General features: G+C 55.8%; 17 protein-coding genes. 8 read left to right on the forward strand and 9 right to left on the reverse strand.

From position 1 onward, the window contains the following. The first annotated feature begins 49 nt into the window (after window positions 1-49). The 4 genes from F8C90_RS05555 (at window position 50) to F8C90_RS05570 (ending at window position 4,317) form a co-directional block, all read left to right on the forward strand. The gene (locus F8C90_RS05555; protein ID WP_158049466.1) at window positions 50-2,671 is read left to right on the forward strand and encodes a molybdopterin-dependent oxidoreductase; all 2,622 of its coding nucleotides are present in this window, start codon (window positions 50-52) and stop codon (window positions 2,669-2,671) included. Window positions 2,672-2,673: 2 nt separating this feature from the next. Further along, entirely contained in the window at window positions 2,674-3,501 is an 828-nt protein-coding gene (locus F8C90_RS05560) for a 4Fe-4S dicluster domain-containing protein (protein WP_158049467.1), read from the forward strand. A gap of 115 nt (window positions 3,502-3,616) precedes the next feature. Further along, on the forward strand, window positions 3,617-3,871 hold the full coding sequence (locus F8C90_RS05565) for a DUF4160 domain-containing protein (protein WP_158049468.1): 255 nt from the start codon (window positions 3,617-3,619) through the stop codon (window positions 3,869-3,871). A gap of 11 nt (window positions 3,872-3,882) precedes the next feature. Next, on the forward strand, window positions 3,883-4,317 hold the full coding sequence (locus tag F8C90_RS05570; protein WP_158049469.1) for a helix-turn-helix domain-containing protein: 435 nt from the start codon (window positions 3,883-3,885) through the stop codon (window positions 4,315-4,317). A gap of 70 nt (window positions 4,318-4,387) precedes the next feature. Here F8C90_RS05570 and F8C90_RS05575 read toward each other — a convergent pair whose 3' ends face one another. The 7 genes from F8C90_RS05575 to F8C90_RS05600 all read right to left on the reverse strand — a co-directional run bounded on the left by F8C90_RS05575 (window position 4,388) and on the right by F8C90_RS05600 (window position 12,745). Continuing rightward, window positions 4,388-5,800, reverse strand: coding sequence for an SLC13 family permease (locus F8C90_RS05575; RefSeq protein ID WP_246155805.1), 1,413 nt, complete (start codon window positions 5,798-5,800; stop codon window positions 4,388-4,390). A 47-nt stretch (window positions 5,801-5,847) separates the two neighbouring features. After that, a complete protein-coding gene (locus F8C90_RS05580) occupies window positions 5,848-7,185 on the reverse strand; it encodes an MFS transporter (protein ID WP_158049470.1) in 1,338 nt (445 codons plus the stop codon). A gap of 192 nt (window positions 7,186-7,377) precedes the next feature. Next, entirely contained in the window at window positions 7,378-8,322 is a 945-nt protein-coding gene (locus F8C90_RS05585) for a LysR family transcriptional regulator (RefSeq protein ID WP_158049471.1), read from the reverse strand. Between the two features lie 158 nt (window positions 8,323-8,480). After that, window positions 8,481-8,918: a 4Fe-4S dicluster domain-containing protein gene (locus tag F8C90_RS11405; RefSeq protein WP_417059092.1), complete on the reverse strand. Its 438-nt coding sequence runs from the start codon at window positions 8,916-8,918 to the stop codon at window positions 8,481-8,483. Next, on the reverse strand, window positions 8,819-11,068 hold the full coding sequence (locus tag F8C90_RS05590; RefSeq protein WP_170264563.1) for a molybdopterin-containing oxidoreductase family protein: 2,250 nt from the start codon (window positions 11,066-11,068) through the stop codon (window positions 8,819-8,821). The genes F8C90_RS11405 and F8C90_RS05590 overlap by 100 nt, the downstream gene beginning before the upstream one ends. A gap of 296 nt (window positions 11,069-11,364) precedes the next feature. Beyond that, a complete protein-coding gene (locus F8C90_RS05595) occupies window positions 11,365-12,156 on the reverse strand; it encodes a helicase-related protein (RefSeq protein ID WP_211361033.1) in 792 nt (263 codons plus the stop codon). 178 nt (window positions 12,157-12,334) lie between these two features. Further along, the gene (locus tag F8C90_RS05600) at window positions 12,335-12,745 is read right to left on the reverse strand and encodes a hypothetical protein (RefSeq protein WP_158049473.1); all 411 of its coding nucleotides are present in this window, start codon (window positions 12,743-12,745) and stop codon (window positions 12,335-12,337) included. Between the two features lie 321 nt (window positions 12,746-13,066). Here F8C90_RS05600 and F8C90_RS05605 point away from each other — a divergent pair, with 321 nt between their 5' ends. The 4 genes from F8C90_RS05605 to F8C90_RS05620 are packed head-to-tail and all read left to right on the forward strand — an operon-like array spanning window position 13,067 to window position 15,272. Then, window positions 13,067-13,561, forward strand: a complete 495-nt coding sequence (locus F8C90_RS05605; RefSeq protein ID WP_158049474.1) for an S-ribosylhomocysteine lyase — start codon at window positions 13,067-13,069, stop codon at window positions 13,559-13,561. 9 nt (window positions 13,562-13,570) lie between these two features. After that, window positions 13,571-14,278, forward strand: coding sequence for a 5'-methylthioadenosine/adenosylhomocysteine nucleosidase (locus F8C90_RS05610; protein ID WP_158049475.1), 708 nt, complete (start codon window positions 13,571-13,573; stop codon window positions 14,276-14,278). Continuing rightward, window positions 14,278-14,901 carry a fluoride efflux transporter FluC gene (locus F8C90_RS05615; RefSeq protein ID WP_158049476.1) on the forward strand — a complete coding sequence of 208 codons (624 nt, stop codon included), beginning with the start codon at window positions 14,278-14,280 and terminating at the stop codon, window positions 14,899-14,901. Before F8C90_RS05610 ends, F8C90_RS05615 begins: the two co-directional genes overlap by 1 nt. Next, the gene (locus F8C90_RS05620; protein ID WP_158049477.1) at window positions 14,898-15,272 is read left to right on the forward strand and encodes a fluoride efflux transporter FluC; all 375 of its coding nucleotides are present in this window, start codon (window positions 14,898-14,900) and stop codon (window positions 15,270-15,272) included. The genes F8C90_RS05615 and F8C90_RS05620 overlap by 4 nt, the downstream gene beginning before the upstream one ends. Here the strand turns inward: F8C90_RS05620 and F8C90_RS05625 are convergent. Both F8C90_RS05625 and F8C90_RS05630 read right to left on the reverse strand, forming a co-directional pair. Next, a complete protein-coding gene (locus tag F8C90_RS05625; RefSeq protein WP_158049478.1) occupies window positions 15,212-16,726 on the reverse strand; it encodes a BspA family leucine-rich repeat surface protein in 1,515 nt (504 codons plus the stop codon). The genes F8C90_RS05620 and F8C90_RS05625 overlap by 61 nt on opposite strands. Before the next feature lie 88 nt (window positions 16,727-16,814). After that, a complete protein-coding gene (locus tag F8C90_RS05630; RefSeq protein WP_158049479.1) occupies window positions 16,815-17,201 on the reverse strand; it encodes a heavy-metal-associated domain-containing protein in 387 nt (128 codons plus the stop codon). Between the last annotated feature and the right edge of the window lie 181 nt (window positions 17,202-17,382).

Here is a 17,382-nt window from a genome sequence, read left to right on the forward strand (position 1 = left end):
GCCGGGGAAATCCCGACTCAATCAGACGAGAGCAAGGAGAGGAGCACGCATGAGCAAGAACGCAAAGGGGACACCGATTGTCAAGGGCCTCGGATTTGACAGCTTCGGACTCGGCGCCAACGCCTGCACAGTTGACATCGATGAGGAGGCGAACAAAATCCTGCGTATCAGGCCGTTTCACTTCGACGAGCATCAAACTCCCGAGGAATTAAACGCCTGGAAAATCGAAGCAAGGGGAAAAACCTTCGAGCCGGGCTTTAAAACACTGATTTCGCCATTGTCGCTTTGCTACAAGAAGCGCGTCTATTCTAAAAACCGCATTCCCTACCCTATGAAGCGCATTGACTGGGATCCGGCGGGGGAACGCAATCCACAAAATCGCGGCACAAGCGGTTATGAGCGCATCAGCTGGGACGAGGCAGCAGAAATCGTTGCAGCCGAAATAAAGCGCATGCATGATGAATATGCCCCGGAGGCAATCCTATGCGAAATTGACGGCCACGGCGAAACGAAAGTGGTGCACGCGAGCCACGGCTGTATTACCCATCTACTCGATCTGTGCGGCGGGTTTACCTTGCAGTCCCGCCAGCCCGACAGCTGGGAAGGCTGGTATTGGGGCGCCAAGCATATCTGGGGCATGGACCCGCTCGGACAACAGAACAAGCAGAACAACGTAATCAAAGACATTTCCGAAAATGGCGATGCAGTGTTGTTCTGGGGCTGCGACCCTGAGACCACTCCCCTCGGCTGGGGAGGATACATGGCAAGCCGAATCTGCTTCTGGTTCACAGAGATTGGGGTGAAGCAAATTCACATCTCCCCCGACGTGAACTATGCCAATGCCGTGCACGCCGACAAGTGGATCCCCGTCCTTCCCAACACCGACGCCGCGCTGCAGCTTGCCATCGCCTATACCTGGATAAAGGACGGAACCTTCGACCAGGAATATCTCGACACTCATGCCGTTGGCTTCGAGAACTTCAAGTACTACGTTTTAGGCGGCGAGGACGGCGTTCCGAAGACGCCGAAGTGGGCCGAAAAGATCTGCGGCGTGCCTTCCTACACCATCAAGGCGCTCGCCCGCTACTGGGCCAAGCACGCAGTCTCCATCGCGCATTGCAACGGCGGCTCGTTCATCCGCTCATGCTTCGCGCATGAACCAGCACGTCTCGAAGTGGCACTTCTGGGCATGCAAGGTCTCGGAAAGCCTGGCGCTAACCAGTTCAAATTCATGGAGTGGACACTCTTCGGCATTCCCACGCTTGACCCCCTGCCTCCTTCAACGCATATCCCCAGTCTGGGAGCTGCGTATCGCGGATACGTCACCGGAACCAAGACAAGCTTCATCCCCAAGACCATGATTCCCGAAGCAATCATGAATCCACCCGTCTCATGGTACGGACACATCTCCGCTGGCTTGCCTCGTGAAGACCAGTTTGACGGCCCTTACACCTTCCCGCCCGAAGGCGGAAGCCGCGTGCACATGATTTGGTCCGATTCTCCCTGCTGGGAAACATGCTGGAACGGCGGATTCAAAATGCAGGATGCGCTGCGCGACGAGTCGATCGAGTGCGTCGTGGTGCAGCATCCCTGGATGGAAAACGACACCATGTTCGCCGACATCATCCTTCCCTCGAATACCAAATTCGAAACGGAAGACATCGGTACGGATTGCGACTCAGGCCAGTGGAACGTCGTGTTCTATGAGCGCCAGGCAATTAAGCCTTTAGGCGAGTCTAAGTCTGACAAGGAAGTCGTCGCAGAAGTAGCCAAGAAACTCGAGAAGTTCGGCGGCATTTACGAGGATATCTACGACAAATATCTGGGGGGGAAAACCGACGACGAATGGATTCGCGTGGGCTTTGACACAAGTGGTGCTCCCGAAGGCATGTCCTTTGAAGAATTCAAAGAGAAGCAGTACTACGCCTTCCCCACTCGCGAGGACTGGAAAGACATCCCCGCTGGCGTGCGTGAGTTCCACGACGATCCCGAGGCAAACCCGCTCCGCACACCATCCGGCAAGCTGGAGTACTACTCCACCACGCTTGCGCAGAACTTCCCCGACGACAAAGAACGTGGCCCCATTCCGCATTGGGTTGACGAAGGCGCTGGGCATCAGGAACGCCAGTATCTGGAGCGCGGTCGTAAGTATCCGTTCCTGCTGGTATCTAACCACCCGCATTTCCGCGTACATGCCCAGCACGACGACGTCACGTGGTTCCGCGAAATGGAAACCTGCAAAGTAACCGGGCCCGACGGCTACAAATATGAACCCGTATGGGTGAACCCAATAGATGCGGGCAAGCTCAGTCTCGAAACGGGAGATGTGGTGCGCGTGTACAACGAGCGCGGTGCCGTACTTGGCGGCGTTATCGTGTCAGAGCGCATTATGCCAGGCGCAGTTTATCAGGATCACGGCGCGCGCTGCGACTCCATTGTATTAGGAGAGGGCGGTCTCGACCGCGGCGGCGCGAACAACCTTATCGCTCCAACCGCCTGCACGTCCAATCATGCCCACGGCGAAGTGACAAGCGGCTTTTTGGTAAACATCGAGAAGGTTGATGTGCACAAGCTTGCCGAGGAATATCCCGAAGCGTTCGAGCGCGACTACGATCCAGCGTGCGGTCTTGTTGCCACTGCGCGCGTCGTCAACGGAAAGGAAGGCGAATAGCCATGGGCAAGGTTTTCATCTTCGATGCAGCAAAGTGCAACGGATGCCGCAACTGTCAGCTAGCATGCAAGGACGAGCATGTCGACAACGAATGGCTCCCCTATGCTAAACCCCAACCCGACACTGGGCAATTTTGGACCTCCATGGAAGAAATCATTCGAGGGCAAGTTCCCAAGGTGAAGGTATCCTACGTGATGCATCGCTGCCAACACTGCGACAACGCCCCATGCATGAAAGCCGCACCCGACGCGGTATATAAGCGCGAAGATGGCTTGGTTATCATCGATCCCGTGAAGGCCGAAGGCAAGCGCGAGCTTGTAGATGCCTGCCCCTATGGCGCCATCTTCTGGAACGAGGAACTCTCAATACCTCAAAAATGCACTGGATGCGCTCACCTGGTCGACGAGGGAGAACTTCCTCACTGCGTAGACGTATGTCCGCACGAAGCACTGCGCTTTGGGGACGAAGAGGATTTTGCTGACGAAATCGCAAAAGCCGAGGCCATCGCGCCCGAGCGGGCCGCCAGTGACGAGCCGCGCATGTACTATCTGAACCTGCCCAAGCGATTCATCGGCGGCATCATCGTTGATCTCGAGGCTGACGAAGTCATCATTGGGGCAAAGATCACACTCGAGAATCTCGATTCCGGCGAAATCAAGGTGACCGAATCTGACGACTTCGGCGACTTCTGGTTCCACCAGATTCCCGCCGCAAAGTTTAGGGTATACGTCGAAGCCAATGGCTATCTCACTCGAGTCATCGAGGCAGATACCACCAATGAAGATAAAAACATTGGTCCGATCGATCTCTATATTAACCAGTTAGGATAGCAACGTCCCACGCAGCACTTTTCAAAGCCCAAGCCTCTATAGGCTTGGGCTTTTTTACTCCATATTATCACTGTATCGTGATACTATATTATCTGCAAGATTGAAAAGGGGAGCCGTGCCAGCACTTTCAACATTTTACGGAATCGTGATTCGGATGTACTTTCTGCAATCAGAGCACAACCCTCCCCATGTTCATGCAATTTATGGCGAAGATACCGCCGCGTTCGATATCAATACAGGCGGATTGCTTGATGGCAAGTTGCCTGCACGCGCATCTGGGATGGTCAGGGAGTGGATTGGAATCAATCGCGATGCCCTGCTCAGCATGTGGGAAACGCAGGAGTTCAAGAAACTCGACCCACTGAGTTAAGGAGGTATTCAATGTTTCACAAAATCAAAGATGTCTATCCACTACCCAATATGAAGCTTAGCGTTCTATTCACCGACGGAACCACAAAGAAATATGATGTTGCCCCGCTCGCAATGAGAATTCCCACTTTCAAAGCCCTCGAAGACGACTCGTTGTTCAACGATGTCCAAGTAGACGTCGGCGGCTACGGCATCATATGGAATGACTACATCGATCTTTCGTGCGATGAGCTCTGGTATAACGGGGTCACAGAAAGCACGCCTTTTGACGACCTTATGTCATTCGCTGACGCCTCAGAGCTGTGGGGGTTGAGCGAATCGACACTTCGCAAGGCAGTTTCATATGGAAAGATCGTCTCAGGTGTTGATGCACGAAAATACGGGAAACAGTGGATCGTAACAAAAGACGCCATGCAGAGAGAATACGGCGATCCGGTTTCCGCATAGCACAAAAAGGCCTGCCATCCGAAGCGGATCGCAGGCCTTGATAGATAAGTTCTTGAGACGTTGAAACTAGCTAGATGCCCAAGATTCCCACGATAAACGGCATCCATGCCGCCATGAGAAGAACGAGCACGATGGATGGAATAATGCCCGTTTTGAACATATCACCAAAGGTATAGTAACCCTCGCCGTACGTTAACATGACCGTCGGGTTCACCGGCATGAGGTAGTTGCCAGCAACGACAACCGCCAAGGCAATAGTCGGAACAGCAGGCGACATGCCGAACCCTGCGCACAGCGTGATCATAATCGGCAGGAAGATACCAAGAATGGCGACGCCAATCGGGCAGACGGTGTGCAGGATATACACGAAGGCAAGCATAAGTGCCAACGCCGCAAACGAGCTCAGGCTCATAACGCCGCTATTGGTGATAAGACCAGCCAAAAACGCAGCGCCACCCGTAGACTCGATAACCGAACCAAGCGACATGATGGTCCCGCACATGAGCACAATGCCCCAGGGCACGGCGTCCTGAAATTCCTTCCAAGACAGGAGTTGCATGCCAGGAAGAAACATCACGGTAAGACCGATCAATGCAACGACCGTAGCGTTCAGCACCGGAATCCAGTTGCCGGCAATCCAGAGAACGAGCAAGCCGAGCACGACAATAATAGCCTTGATTTCATAGGGCTCAATCTTCTTAGCTGCGGCAGCCTGTTCGCGGATACCCTGAAGGCACTCGTCGGTAATGGGTTCGGGTTTCAGAATCTGAGTGATAAAGAACCAGGTGACGGGAACCATCACGATAACCACCGGCAACGCGACGATGACCCAATCGAGGAACGAGACCGACGCGCCCGTAGCCTTCTGGAGAATATTCATTGCAACAACGTTGAAAGAGCTACCTGCCGGCGTTGCCATGCCACCCGTGACGGCAGAAATCGGGATGCCAATCATCAAGCAGCGTCCAAGATTAGATTCTAAGGGTTTGGCGTTTGCAGCTTTCAGGATGGCAAGTGCAAAACCAAGAAACAGGACCGTGCAAGGCACGTCAGACATGATTGTCGAGACAAGCGTGGTCGCAATCATAAAGCCCAGAACCAGCTTGCGAGAATTCGATCCCGTCCATTTGATGAGGGCCCCAATAAGACGAGTTCCCCAGTTGGTCTTCAACATGATAACGGGCAGCGAGAACACCGCAATGATGAAGAACAGTGCCGGACTAGCAAAACCGCCAATTGCCTGGCCCAAGCCGCCGACGATGCCCAAAACCGGACACATTACAATGATGAAAAGTGCCGTAACACCCAAAGGTAGCGCAGATGTCACCCACAAGGACACCAGCGCCAAAAGCAAGCCAAGTGTCATGACCCCTTCGTGACCGAGCGTCTCGCTTCCTGGAACGAAAATCGATCCTACGATAAAAACAGCTGCCAAAGCAATACCGATGAGTCGCTTCGACATGGGTACGTTCGTGCTTTCCATTATCTCCTCCTTATAGATTTATAGACACAACAGAAACGGACTCCCATTTAACCCCCGACAACCTCCTTACTGCGAACGCCGCCTTCTCCCCTTGCAGGAAAACGAACGAGTATGCCGCACACCGCACACGCCGCAACGATTCCCGCGGTTACGTAAAACGCCAGAGCACACGACCCCGTCGCATCGAAAAAAGCACCGCTCATAATAGGAAGAGCCGAAGCGACAAGGGTTGTAATCATAATCCCAGTACCTAAATTTTTCGAAAGCGACCCTGCTCCGAAGTAGTTAGCCATAGCCGTCGGAAATACTGCATTCACGCCGCCGAACCCAACGCCAATACAAGCGTAGAAAACGAGCAGCATGGCATCGCTTGACGCCTCGGCACCCACTACGATACCAATCACGAGAATGAGCGCGGCTACTACGATAAGCCGTATCGGCTCAATGCGATCGGACACTATCCCCATGGAAATCTTGCCCACAAGGCCCATTGCCCCCATAAGCGCCACCCCCGCAACAATAAGACCACTATCGAAACCGAGCGACGTAAAATGGAGAAAACCCTGCGAAGTTGAGAGCGTATATGCCGCGAACCCACTCGTTGCCGCAAGGGAAATGAGCCAAAACGTCGGCGTACGAACAACTTGTTTGAACGGGACGCTCTCTTTATTCTTGTACACCACGAACCTATAATCGCATTTTTTAGCTGCCACCTTGGCTCCTGACGTGCCATCAGGTATTTCCCCGATGTCAGAAGGGTGATTTTTCACCAAGAAAAACGCCACAGGAATAGCCAACGCAACAAGCGCGGCAATGAGATACCAGCCGCTTCTCCAACCGCCGCCAGTGGCTCCCATGATGGCGTTCACGGCAGGCGGTGCAATAAATGACGAACTTGCACCAATGACCATCATGCAGGTCATCGCTACGCCACGACGCTCCACAAACCAGCTGCCCAAAGTGCTCTGCACCGCAAGCTGACCCACCATCATGGTAGCCGCGCTTGCCACAACTCCGAACACGGCAAAATAGGCAACCGGCGAAGAGACGAAAAAGATGAGCGCGAGTATGGCGCAAAGGAGAACCATCGCGCCGAGCGTCATGCTGAAACGAGCACCGAACTTTGAGATCAGTGCACCAACAAGCGGCGCTGAAATACCTTGCACCAGCACGAAGAGCGAGAACCCCGTTCCGAGCATCGTCGCGTTCATCCCGAGCGCCTCGTCTTGAAGCATGAGCGGATTCACGATGGTAGCCGTCGCGAGAATAATCCCCGATGAACAGAAATATAGAAAGCCAAGAATCACAACGAGCGCGTAACCGTAAAAGAAGCCACACTTTGAATCTTTTGCCTCTAGCTCTTTTCGCTGCGTGATAGATGACATGCAGCCCACTCCCCTCGTGTCCGCCTCCCCCTGAAGGCAAGTATCCCCACAACCGTACCTAGGGTCTACAGACGCTCATGTTGAATTTGGATCATGGCTCACCATCTCAACCTTAGATGTTGAGACGCAGTCAGCAATGCACTAAATAGAAGCCTGAACTGGTAATTTAAAAACAACGGAGCAAATGTCTCGTCACTCGAAAGGAAGCGTGTCGGCTCCTTGCCTTGAGAGATAATCCTCGCGCGAGAAGCCCTTTGTCTCCTTCGCGAGAAAGCTAATGAACGATTCAACCGCCCCATTGCCTTGCGATTTCTTCCACATCGGACCGGCGCATAAATCGAATCCAGTTCCCTCAATAGGAACGAACACGACGTTGCCGTTGCCATACACGCTGAGATGATCGAGAGCCATGGCCACTCGCCCGCTCGACACGAGCGTCGCCATAAGCGCCGCCGCATCGACAATGCGATCGTCGTTTCGCACGTCAATACCAGCATTGCGAAGCCTCACGCTCGTCTGAGTGAGAGTGCTCCTAAAGCTATCGAACCGCGGAGCAAGCACAACCTCGTCTCGCAAATCGTCAATAGTAACTGACGACCTTTTTGCAAGTCGATGCGATTTAGGAACCGCAAGCTTATAGCGATCTCTATAGAGGCATCGAAACTCGTAGCGATTCGAATTGCCGGCTTCAGAGAAAAGCGTAAAACCAACGTCTATCGTCCCTTGCGAAAGTCCCCTTTGCACAGCGCCGATTTCCAGCTCCTTGAACTCGAACTCGGTACCTGGATGCTTGACGCTGTACCTACGACACACTTCTGGAAGAAACGAGCCATACGATCCGAGAAGAAAGCCTATCGTCACGCACGAAGTAACACCTTCACGATAATGAGCGATGCGACCCATAGCGCTCTCATAATCGTCGACAATCTTCCGCGCATCGGCAACGAAAATCGCGCCCACCTCCGTGAGCTCGACCGCATGGCTATTCCTGTTAAAGAGCCGAACGCCCAACTCCTTTTCAAGACCAGCGATATGATTGCTGAGAACAGGCTGAGAAACGAAAAAGCTCTTCGCGGTTTCGGTATAGTTGAGCGTAGACGCAAGCAAGAGAAATTCGTACAGAGTATCGATTTTCACCGCTTTGCTCCCCTCTCGCTTTGCCCCTCATTATATACGTTGGAAACAAACGACTAAGCACCATTTCAAAGCAGCAAGCTATGCACTTCAGACATGGTGCGGTCGGATAACGCATGTCATCCAACCGCCCTGTCCTATTGCAGCGAGAGACTACCAACCTAGCGTCCCAATGTGAAGAGCGACACCTTCCTCTTCGAAAGCAAATCTCCCAAATCGTCAGCGTCCCTCAGGTAAAGGCATCCAGCCTGACAGTGCTGCACGCACGAAGGCAGCTTGCCTTTCGCCTGGCGATTCGCACAGATGTCGCAGCGATCTGTGGGAATAGGCAAGAATTCGAATTGCCATTTCCGTGGCTTTATTTCATCAGGGCCGATTTGCGTAAGCTTGATGCCGTACTTGTCAGGATCCATCCCATGTTCCTGCTGACATGCAATTTCACATGTATGGCATCCTGAACAATACTCATAGTCAACAACAAGAACTTGCCTCATGGTAATCACCCCTCCGCCTTTGCGATGCTGCACAACTGCGATTTGTATGACGCGCCCAAGCCCACCTTGCCGGGACGCATGGGAATAAGCTTGTTGATATTGCATTCCATGACGCCAAACAGCGTACCGTCGTTCGGATCACGCTCAGGGAACCACCAGGCATGATCAGCTGAAACAGTATCCTTTCGAATACGGATAGAAAGCTTCGCCTTCTGTTTACACGAACCGTAATTGTTCTCAATTTTCACCCAGTCGCCATCGGCAATGCCGTACTTTTCTGCCGTTTCGGGATGGATGAGCACCGTCGGCTCGGGGTGGATTTTGCGCATAGACGGGCTTTGCCTGTGCTCAGAATGGAAGAAACCCCAGGAACGAGCGCCAGTGGTAAGAACAAGCGGGTACTTTTCTGCCAGATCGGGACGGGAAATCGGACTTTCGGGCGGCTCTTCGTAGTCAGCCAAGGGAGAAAGACCGAAATAGGTCATCTCTGGGCAATAGAAATTATACCGCCCGGTCTTCGTGGCAAAACCGACCGTGCCATCGGGACGCAATTTGCCAGACTTGTACTTGTAGTACTCAAATTCCGGGTAGAGCCAGGTGCGCTCTCGAAGAGACTCGTAAGTAAGGCCCGTGTTACGAAGCAGGTAGTCATACATTCCTTCTTCGCTGTCCCATTTTTTGTACTCTTCGCTCTGAAAGCGGGCGCCAGCTTCGTAGATGATACGCTGATCGGATTTGCATTCACCAAGAGGCTCAACAGCCTGAGCAATTGCGCCCAAAGCATAAGGCTGGTGCCCCGTGATACCAATGCGTTCCGCAAAGCACGCTGCAGGGAGCAGGACATCGGCGCAAGCAAGTGCCGTCGGAGTCAAGAACAGGTCAACCACTACGTTGAAGTCCATCTTCTGAAGTGCGGGCAAGATGCGCTGCGGCTGTGCGCCCATGCAAGCGATGGCATTGTTTTGCATCATGAACATCGCCTTGATCGGGTACGGCTTGCCCGTTTCCATGGCTTCAAGCAGCATATCGGGACTGATAGCAGCAATTGCATTGAGCGCAGGGTACTTGTCGTTCATGGTGAGCTCGGGATGCTCCAGCGGTTTATGGCATCCATCCCACACCCATTCACGCGGAAGCCACGTTACGCTCATGTCCCACACAGGATTTGCGGCAACCATCGAGCCAGGCTTCTCAAAGTTGCCCGTAAGAGCCATAAGATCGAAGCACGCCATGCCTGTAATGAATCCCTCTGATGTGTGGTCCATCGCAACGCCCCATTGCAAGCATGCCGATTTCGCATGGCCGATTTCAAGAGCAGCTTCGACGACCAAATCCTCGTCCACGCCACACGTCTTTGCAGCAAACGACGCAGGATACTTCTTCACATTCTCGGCGAACTCATTGTAGCCATAGCACCATAAATCGATGAATTCCTTATCTTGCAAGTCGTTCTCAATGATGATATTGCAGAGTGCGAGTACAAGCGCCGTGTCCGTACCCGGACGAACCTGAAGCCATACATCAGCCTTACCAGCCAACCAGGTAAGTTTCGGGTCGATGACGATAAGCTTGCTCCCGCGCTTCATGCATTCAACTACCCAATGGCCAAGCGTTCCGTCAGAGTTAGCGACGACGGGGTTGTTGCCCCACACGAGGATGCATCCAGGCGGTTCCCAAGCCGGATTATCATAACGATCAGCGAAGAACTGGGAGTAATCGCAGATAAACAAACCGCCCGCTTTAAGCGAGGTCGAGAACATGCGCGGCGCATAACAAGCCTGCCCCGAAAGAAAACCCGTACCATAATTCGGAGTCCCCAGGCACAGCGCCATAAGCTTTCCATAGCCGTTGATGTCACGACCCGTACCTTGCGTCACCCAAATCGATTCGGGACCGTACTTTTCGATGACGGCCTTCATTTCGCGCTCGATGATGTCATACGCCTCATCCCAGGTGATGCGCTCGAAAGTGTTCTTTCCCCTGTCTTCCTTAGCTCGCTTCATCGGGTATCGCAGGCGGTCTTTGTGATACAGCATCTCCTTGAACGCCAAACAACGCGGGCAAAGACGACCCTGGTTGTACGGGTTTTCCGGATCGCCCTCGATTTTTTCGAGTACACCATCCTTCACGTACATAAGAATGCCGCAGTTGTCGTGGCAGCCTGGGCCTGATCGCGCGTTCGAGCGAATGACGGTATACCCGTCCTCCTCCCATGTCCATTCGCGGCCCGTTGGGTCATCCTGTGTGGGACCCATCAGCTGCGCTTCCTTCCAGTTGGTTTTAAACTCCCCTCGATTCGCCTCCATAGCGACTCCTCACCTTATCTGGCTTGTAACGCTGGCCCGATTGTAAGACGCATGAATGCAGCTTAGTTTTTCGTTTATCTTTCCGGCTATTAATTAATCAAATAAAAGCAGGTCAAAATGCTTTTTCAGTGCTTATCTATTTGAAAGTCTTCTGCTCTTCGGTGTATTTCTCGCTCATTTAATCCCCACTGCCCGTTTTGACTAGCGCAAAAGGATAAACGCTCGAAGCGCCAGCTTCCAGCAGCTCAGCTGCAACGACGGTAAAGGTCCACCGAGAATCCACCATGTCGTCCGCCTAAGTACCGAGTCGCTGCCGCCACGGTGCTCTGATCTGCGCTTACGGGCACGATGAAGCCGCCCCGGCAGTTCGCGCAGATGCCGCACGTCTCTTGCGCATCGGGGGCATCGAGCTCGGCTGCCACGTGCTTCATGAAGCAGTCGGTCGAATCGAGGTACCCGATAAGCGCCTCGTGCTCGGCGATTCGCGTCTTGGTGATCTGGTCCCGCTTCCCCCGCTCCGCCGCCGCGTCGAACGCCTTCCCGAAGCTTGCACGATAGACGGATCCGTCCCGATACAGGTAGTCGTGGACAAGAAGATACTTCAAGGCCTCGTCGAGCTTGCCCCCCTTCACGTTGAGAGCCTTGAGCATCTCCCCATATCTCACGCCGGATCGAGCCATGCCGACGATGTCCTTCAGCAAGTTGGGAGACGCTTGCGCGGTCGCGATGAAATGGGTGAGGATTTCTTCGTCCTCTTCCCCATGCAGGAGAAACGCGTATGCAGGCTTACCGTCGCGTCCCGCTTGGCCGATTTGTTGGTAGTATGCGATGAGGTTTTGCGGAAGTTGGAAATGAATGACGAAACGGATGTCCGACTTGTCATACCCCATGCCCAGCTTCACGGTGGCGGCAAGCACCCTGGTATCACCGGCCACGCAGCTTGCGACGAAGAACGCCATCGCCACCAGGAACAGGTTAAGAGAAGGGGCTGGCAAGCGCAGGCGCGGAACGCGGCGGGCGACGGCAGAGGCTGACACGAGGCGCGACAGGCGTGAGCGCTCTATCCAATTCGCAAAATATTGCGAAATTATTGACTCGCATAATTTTGCGAGTTGTTTTACTCCCCTGGAACGAAGTGAAGCCCGCTAGCGGCATTACCGCCTGCGAGCTTCCCTCGAGCGAAAAACTACGTCAGTCGAAGATGGCCAGCGTGCTTTAAGCCTGCTTCTTGATGTTGTTCGCAAGAATGAACAGAACGACCACGAACAGAGTACCGATCAGGCTGCTGGCACTGATACCCGAACCAGTCGCCTCCATGATGAGGCCGAGCGCGTTGAACACGATGCCGATGATGCACAGCACCCAGAACACGCCGATCTTCGACGGGTCATTCGCACCGCGCACGCCGAACACGCCGACGACGACGTTAAAGGCACCGGCGATAATTAGGACCACGCCGCCGATGGTGCCTAATACCGCAACGCCGGCACCGGAAGAACTCGCCTGGTACATGGCGAATCCGTTAGCGCCCACGGTGAGCACGATTCCGGAAACGGCGATAATCGCTCCCACGACGATGCCGATGATCGACAGAACCTTCAACGCTGTCTGTGAACTAGTTTTCATACGACCCTCCCTGCTGTCGCCAACTTATTGTTATGCATAAGGATACAGGAGCCCGCGCGAAAACCGACGGGCAAAACCGCAAGGTGAAGCTTTTAGGACATCGGGCCCATCTTTCAGTAAGTCGAACTCCTTTCATTACCCTGAAGAACGCGGCGAGCGGACGGCCCCGGCCTCACACCGCAGAGCCAACCGATCCAAGTGGATTTTGTGGCGAACAGACCCCACGGCGCACCCAGCAACGCCGACAACGGGGAGCACGCTTGCGCGCATCGACGAATCGTATATCCTTCCAACTAAGACAACCTTCAAAGGAGCCAATTCATGGAACGAATCGCAAGCTTTTCCGTCGACCACACCAAGCTCGAGCCCGGCGTCTATGTATCGCGCAGCGACGCCGACGAGAAGACTGGCTGCGTGACCACCACTTTCGACCTGCGCATGACGGCGCCGAACCGCGAGCCGGTGATGGACACCGCCGCCGTGCACGCGATTGAGCACCTCGGCGCCACCTTCCTGCGCAACGATGCGGAATGGAAGGACCGCGTGATCTACTTCGGCCCCATGGGTTGCCGCACCGGGTTCTATCTCGTGCTGTTCGGCGCCTATGAACCAGCCGACGTTGCCGACCTCGTGCTTCGCCTGTTCGAGTTCGCGCGCGACTTCGAGGGCGAAATCCCCGGCGCAAAGCCCGAAGAATGCGGCAACTACCACGATTCCGACCTGGCTCAGGCGAAATGGTGGGCACGCCGCTACGTTGCCGACACGCTTTCCGTGCTCGACGACGCGCACACGCACTATCCGGCGCTTTTGGACTAGGACACATCGATGGAGAACCCTATCGGCATCATCGGCGCGATGGACGTCGAAGTTGAGCTGCTGAAAGAGAACATGGCCGCGGAGGGCGCGGTCGAGACCTCCCACACCGGGCAGCTCTCGTTTTTCACCGGCACCTTATCGGGCGCGCCCGTCGTCGTCGCACAGTGCGACGTCGGCATGGTGAATGCGGCCGCCCACACGCAGCTGCTCATCGATCGTTTCGCCGTGCGCGGCGTGGTGAACACCGGCGTCGCGGGGTCGCTTGACGCCTCGATCGACATCGGGGATATCGTGGTGGCGACCGACGCCGTGAACCACCTGATGGACGTGAGGAACCTCGGTTACGCCCCAGGGCAAACGCCAGGGCTGTCCACACTCGCCTTCCCCGCCGACGAGGCGCTCCGACGCGCAGCGGTGGACGCCGCAGCCGAGCTCGACATCCAAACCTGGGAAGGCCGTGTGGCCTCGGGCGATGTCTTCGTGCGCGAGGACGCCGACAAAAACCGCATCGCCGACACGTTCGACGCGAGCTGCTGCGAGATGGAAGGCGCGGCGATTGCCCAGGTCTGCTGGCTGAACCGCGTTCCCTTCGCCATCGTGCGAGCCATCTCCGACAAGGCGGACGGCACCGACTATATCGACTACCCCACCTTCGAGGCGCAGGCGGCGCGCCAGTGCGCTGCGCTCGTCACGCGGATGATAGGCCGCCTCGTGTAATGTCCGCCCAAACACATACCGCCGCCCGCGCGCAAAAGCTGCTGCGCCGCAAGGGAACACTCACGCCGCTCATCTTGGGCATGGGATTCATCGGCGCCTCGCTTCGCTATCTTCTGGAATGTGCGCTGCCCGCAAACGGCGGCTTTCCTGCGGCAACGCTCGTCATCAACATCTTCGGCTGTTTCGTGCTGGAGCTGGTGAACCAGTACGTGGGGCGCCGCATGCATCTGCCGGGCGCTCTCGTGAAGTCGCTCGGCGTGGGGCTTGTGGGCGCCTTCACCACAATATCAGCGTTCTCGACCGAGTGCCTCGCTTTTCTGCAGGCAGGCGAGGTCGGCCTGTGGACAGCCTATATCGTAGCGACGCTCGCGACGACGTTTCTTGCCTCGCTTGCAGGACACGCCGCTTGTCGCGGCCTCGATGCTCGCCGCCTTGCGCACATCGAGCGACGCCGCGAAGCCATTCATCGGGCACATGCCACACGCCGAGCAAAGGTGATGCGGGAAGCCGATAGGGCAAAAGGCCAAGCCCGAAACGCCTTCGCACAGGAGTGGGGCAAGGATTGCGAGGGTAACCCAACTGTGGAGGATTCCTCCCCCGAAGATGAGGGAGGCAAACGATGAGTCCCCTTCTGCTTGTCGCCGTAGGATTCGGCGGTGCCTTGGGAGCGCTTTGCCGCAGTAAGGCAACGGGCTTTCTCAAGGCACTCACGCACGGGGATTTCCCTGTAGCGACGCTCATCATCAACATCTGCTCGTGCACCTTGGCGGGAATCGCCTTGGCGGTTCAGGCTGATCTTAACGAGGTGCTCTACCTCGCGGCGACTATGGGCTTTCTCGGCGGGTTCTCCACATTGTCGACCATGAACTACGAGGCGGTGGAGCTTGTTTTGGGTGGTAAGCGCGCGCTTGGCGCCGGATACCTTGCTGCGACTTACGCAACCACGCTGGGCGCCGCAGCGCTCGGGTTCGCCATCGCGAGCGCGGTTATGTAGGCCTCGCGCCCGGCTGCCGCCAGGCCTTCCACGGCGATGGCGTGGTTTTCGCTGTTAGGGGCGCTCGCGCCGGGCGCGGTGTCCGCGCCGCCCGCGGCGTTCTCGGAGCCCGCGCATCCCGCATTGCCCGAATCTTCCGCAGCACCCGCACCGTACGCGCTTTCCGCAGCGCCTGTGGGATCCGCTCCATTCGAGACATCTGAGTCATCTTCTGCAGCATCGCCTTCCCCACCAGGCGCGACGGCGCGATATGTGTCCGCCTTGTTGCCAGGCACGGCGGAAGGCCGATAGGAGGCCCCATCCGATGCGGCATGCCACAGGCCGTCCGCCCCGGGAATATCCCCAGCGCTCGGCTGCGGCAGGAAGCACTTAGAGCCAACCCAGGCAAACGACTCGCCGAGCGTCACCTCTGCAAGCCTGGAGCAGCCGGTGAACAGGTCTGCCATAGTCTCCACATTCGACGTGTCGAACGAGGACAGGTCGAGAGTGGCAAGCGAGGCGCAGTTGTAGAACATCGACGCGAAGGTGGTTGCGGCGCTTGTGTCGAAGTGCGACAAATCGAGGGACCTAAGCGAGCTGCACCCGTAGAACATCTCCTTGAATGTGGTAACGTTGCCCGTCTCGAACGACGAGACGTCGAGCTCCTCAAGGGATGCGCATTGGATGAACATCTGCCTGAAGTTATTCCCGCTCGATGTGTCCCAATCTGCGAGGTTTACGCTCCGAAGCGACGAGCAGTCCTGAAACACGTCGGCAAACGACCTGACAGAGCTTGTGTCAAGCGTAGAAAGATCGATATCTGTGAGGGACTTGCACCCCGAGAAAGCATATTCCAGGCTCGTCGTTTTCGACGTATCGAGCTTGGAAAGGTTGACCGACAAGAGATTGGCGCAGTTGAAGAACCATGCATACATCGTCTGCGGGGCGACTCCCTCATCGACGACCGCGACGCGCTCTATTTTGCGCGCGATGCCTTTCCACGGCGGAGTGCTCTTCGTATTCTGGATATTTGCGTACACCGCCGTCGCCGTCTTGCCCTCGAAGACGCTTCCCTCGACGGGCAGGGCGCGGCGCTTATAGAAAGTGAGCGAGGCATCGTCTTCGGAATAGACTGCGAACGGGACGGAATCCGAAGCACTCGGTTCTGTCGACTGAGCACAGAAGAGAAACGACGCCGAAAGCAGCGTCACGGGGTGCTGGGCTGCTTGCTCGAACAGGGCGGCATGCACAGCGGGATCGAGCCGGGACACCGCCCAGCTCACATCGAGCGACCCTTTCGCGGGAACGATCAGCGTCGGGTCGTAGGAAGCGAAGCCTCCTGAGTAGTCGAGCAGTGTCGACCCGTTTGCCTTCGCCGAAGCTGAGATGCCGTCGTAGGCGGTAGTCGCCGTGGCCATAGCAAGACGCGCAGGGGTGCTGCCGGAGTTCTCGATCTTCCACGAAGTCGGCGCCACAACTGTCCCGTCGGAGTATTGCTCTAGTGATTCGCGCGCTATTTCTGTTCAGCGGCGCTGTAGCGAGACGATTACCCTGGCAGAAAAGCTAATCGCGATGCGACACGTAATATCCCGCGTCCTCCACCGCTCGTTCGACAGCGTCGCGGTCGATAGGGGATTTCGCCAAAATGTGAGCCATGCCCGACCCCAGGTCGACCCTCGCCCATATCCCCGGCTGAGCATTGAGGGCGTTCTGCACGCGCCCGACGCATTTTTCGCAGGTCATCCCCTTCACCTTAACGTCAAGCAAATAGGGATAGTTCGCCTCGTCAGTGTCTTCCACCGTAACAGCAGCCACCTTCTTCGCCTTGGGAGCTTTCGGGCCGCCGCCGCAGCAGTCATCCTTGAGCGAGAACACGCGGTAGGCTCGGCGAAGCGCGAAGACCATAAGGATTGCGATAGCGACGATGATGATCAAGGTTGGTGCATTCATTCGGCAGCTCCTCCGAAAGCCTTCGCTTCTTGATACGCAAGAAGTTTTCCTTTTGATACTTTCGGCAGTGTACCACGAGAAGTTAGCGAGGGAAAACCGTCGCGAAAGAAGACGCCACAGAGTATCCATATACCCTCAGGGGGTATATGAGAATGCACGAGCCAGCAGTGATTCGGCGCCG

Origin of the sequence: Ellagibacter isourolithinifaciens (assembly GCF_008831035.1) — a bacterium.
Lineage (GTDB): Bacteria > Actinomycetota > Coriobacteriia > Coriobacteriales > Eggerthellaceae > Ellagibacter > Ellagibacter isourolithinifaciens.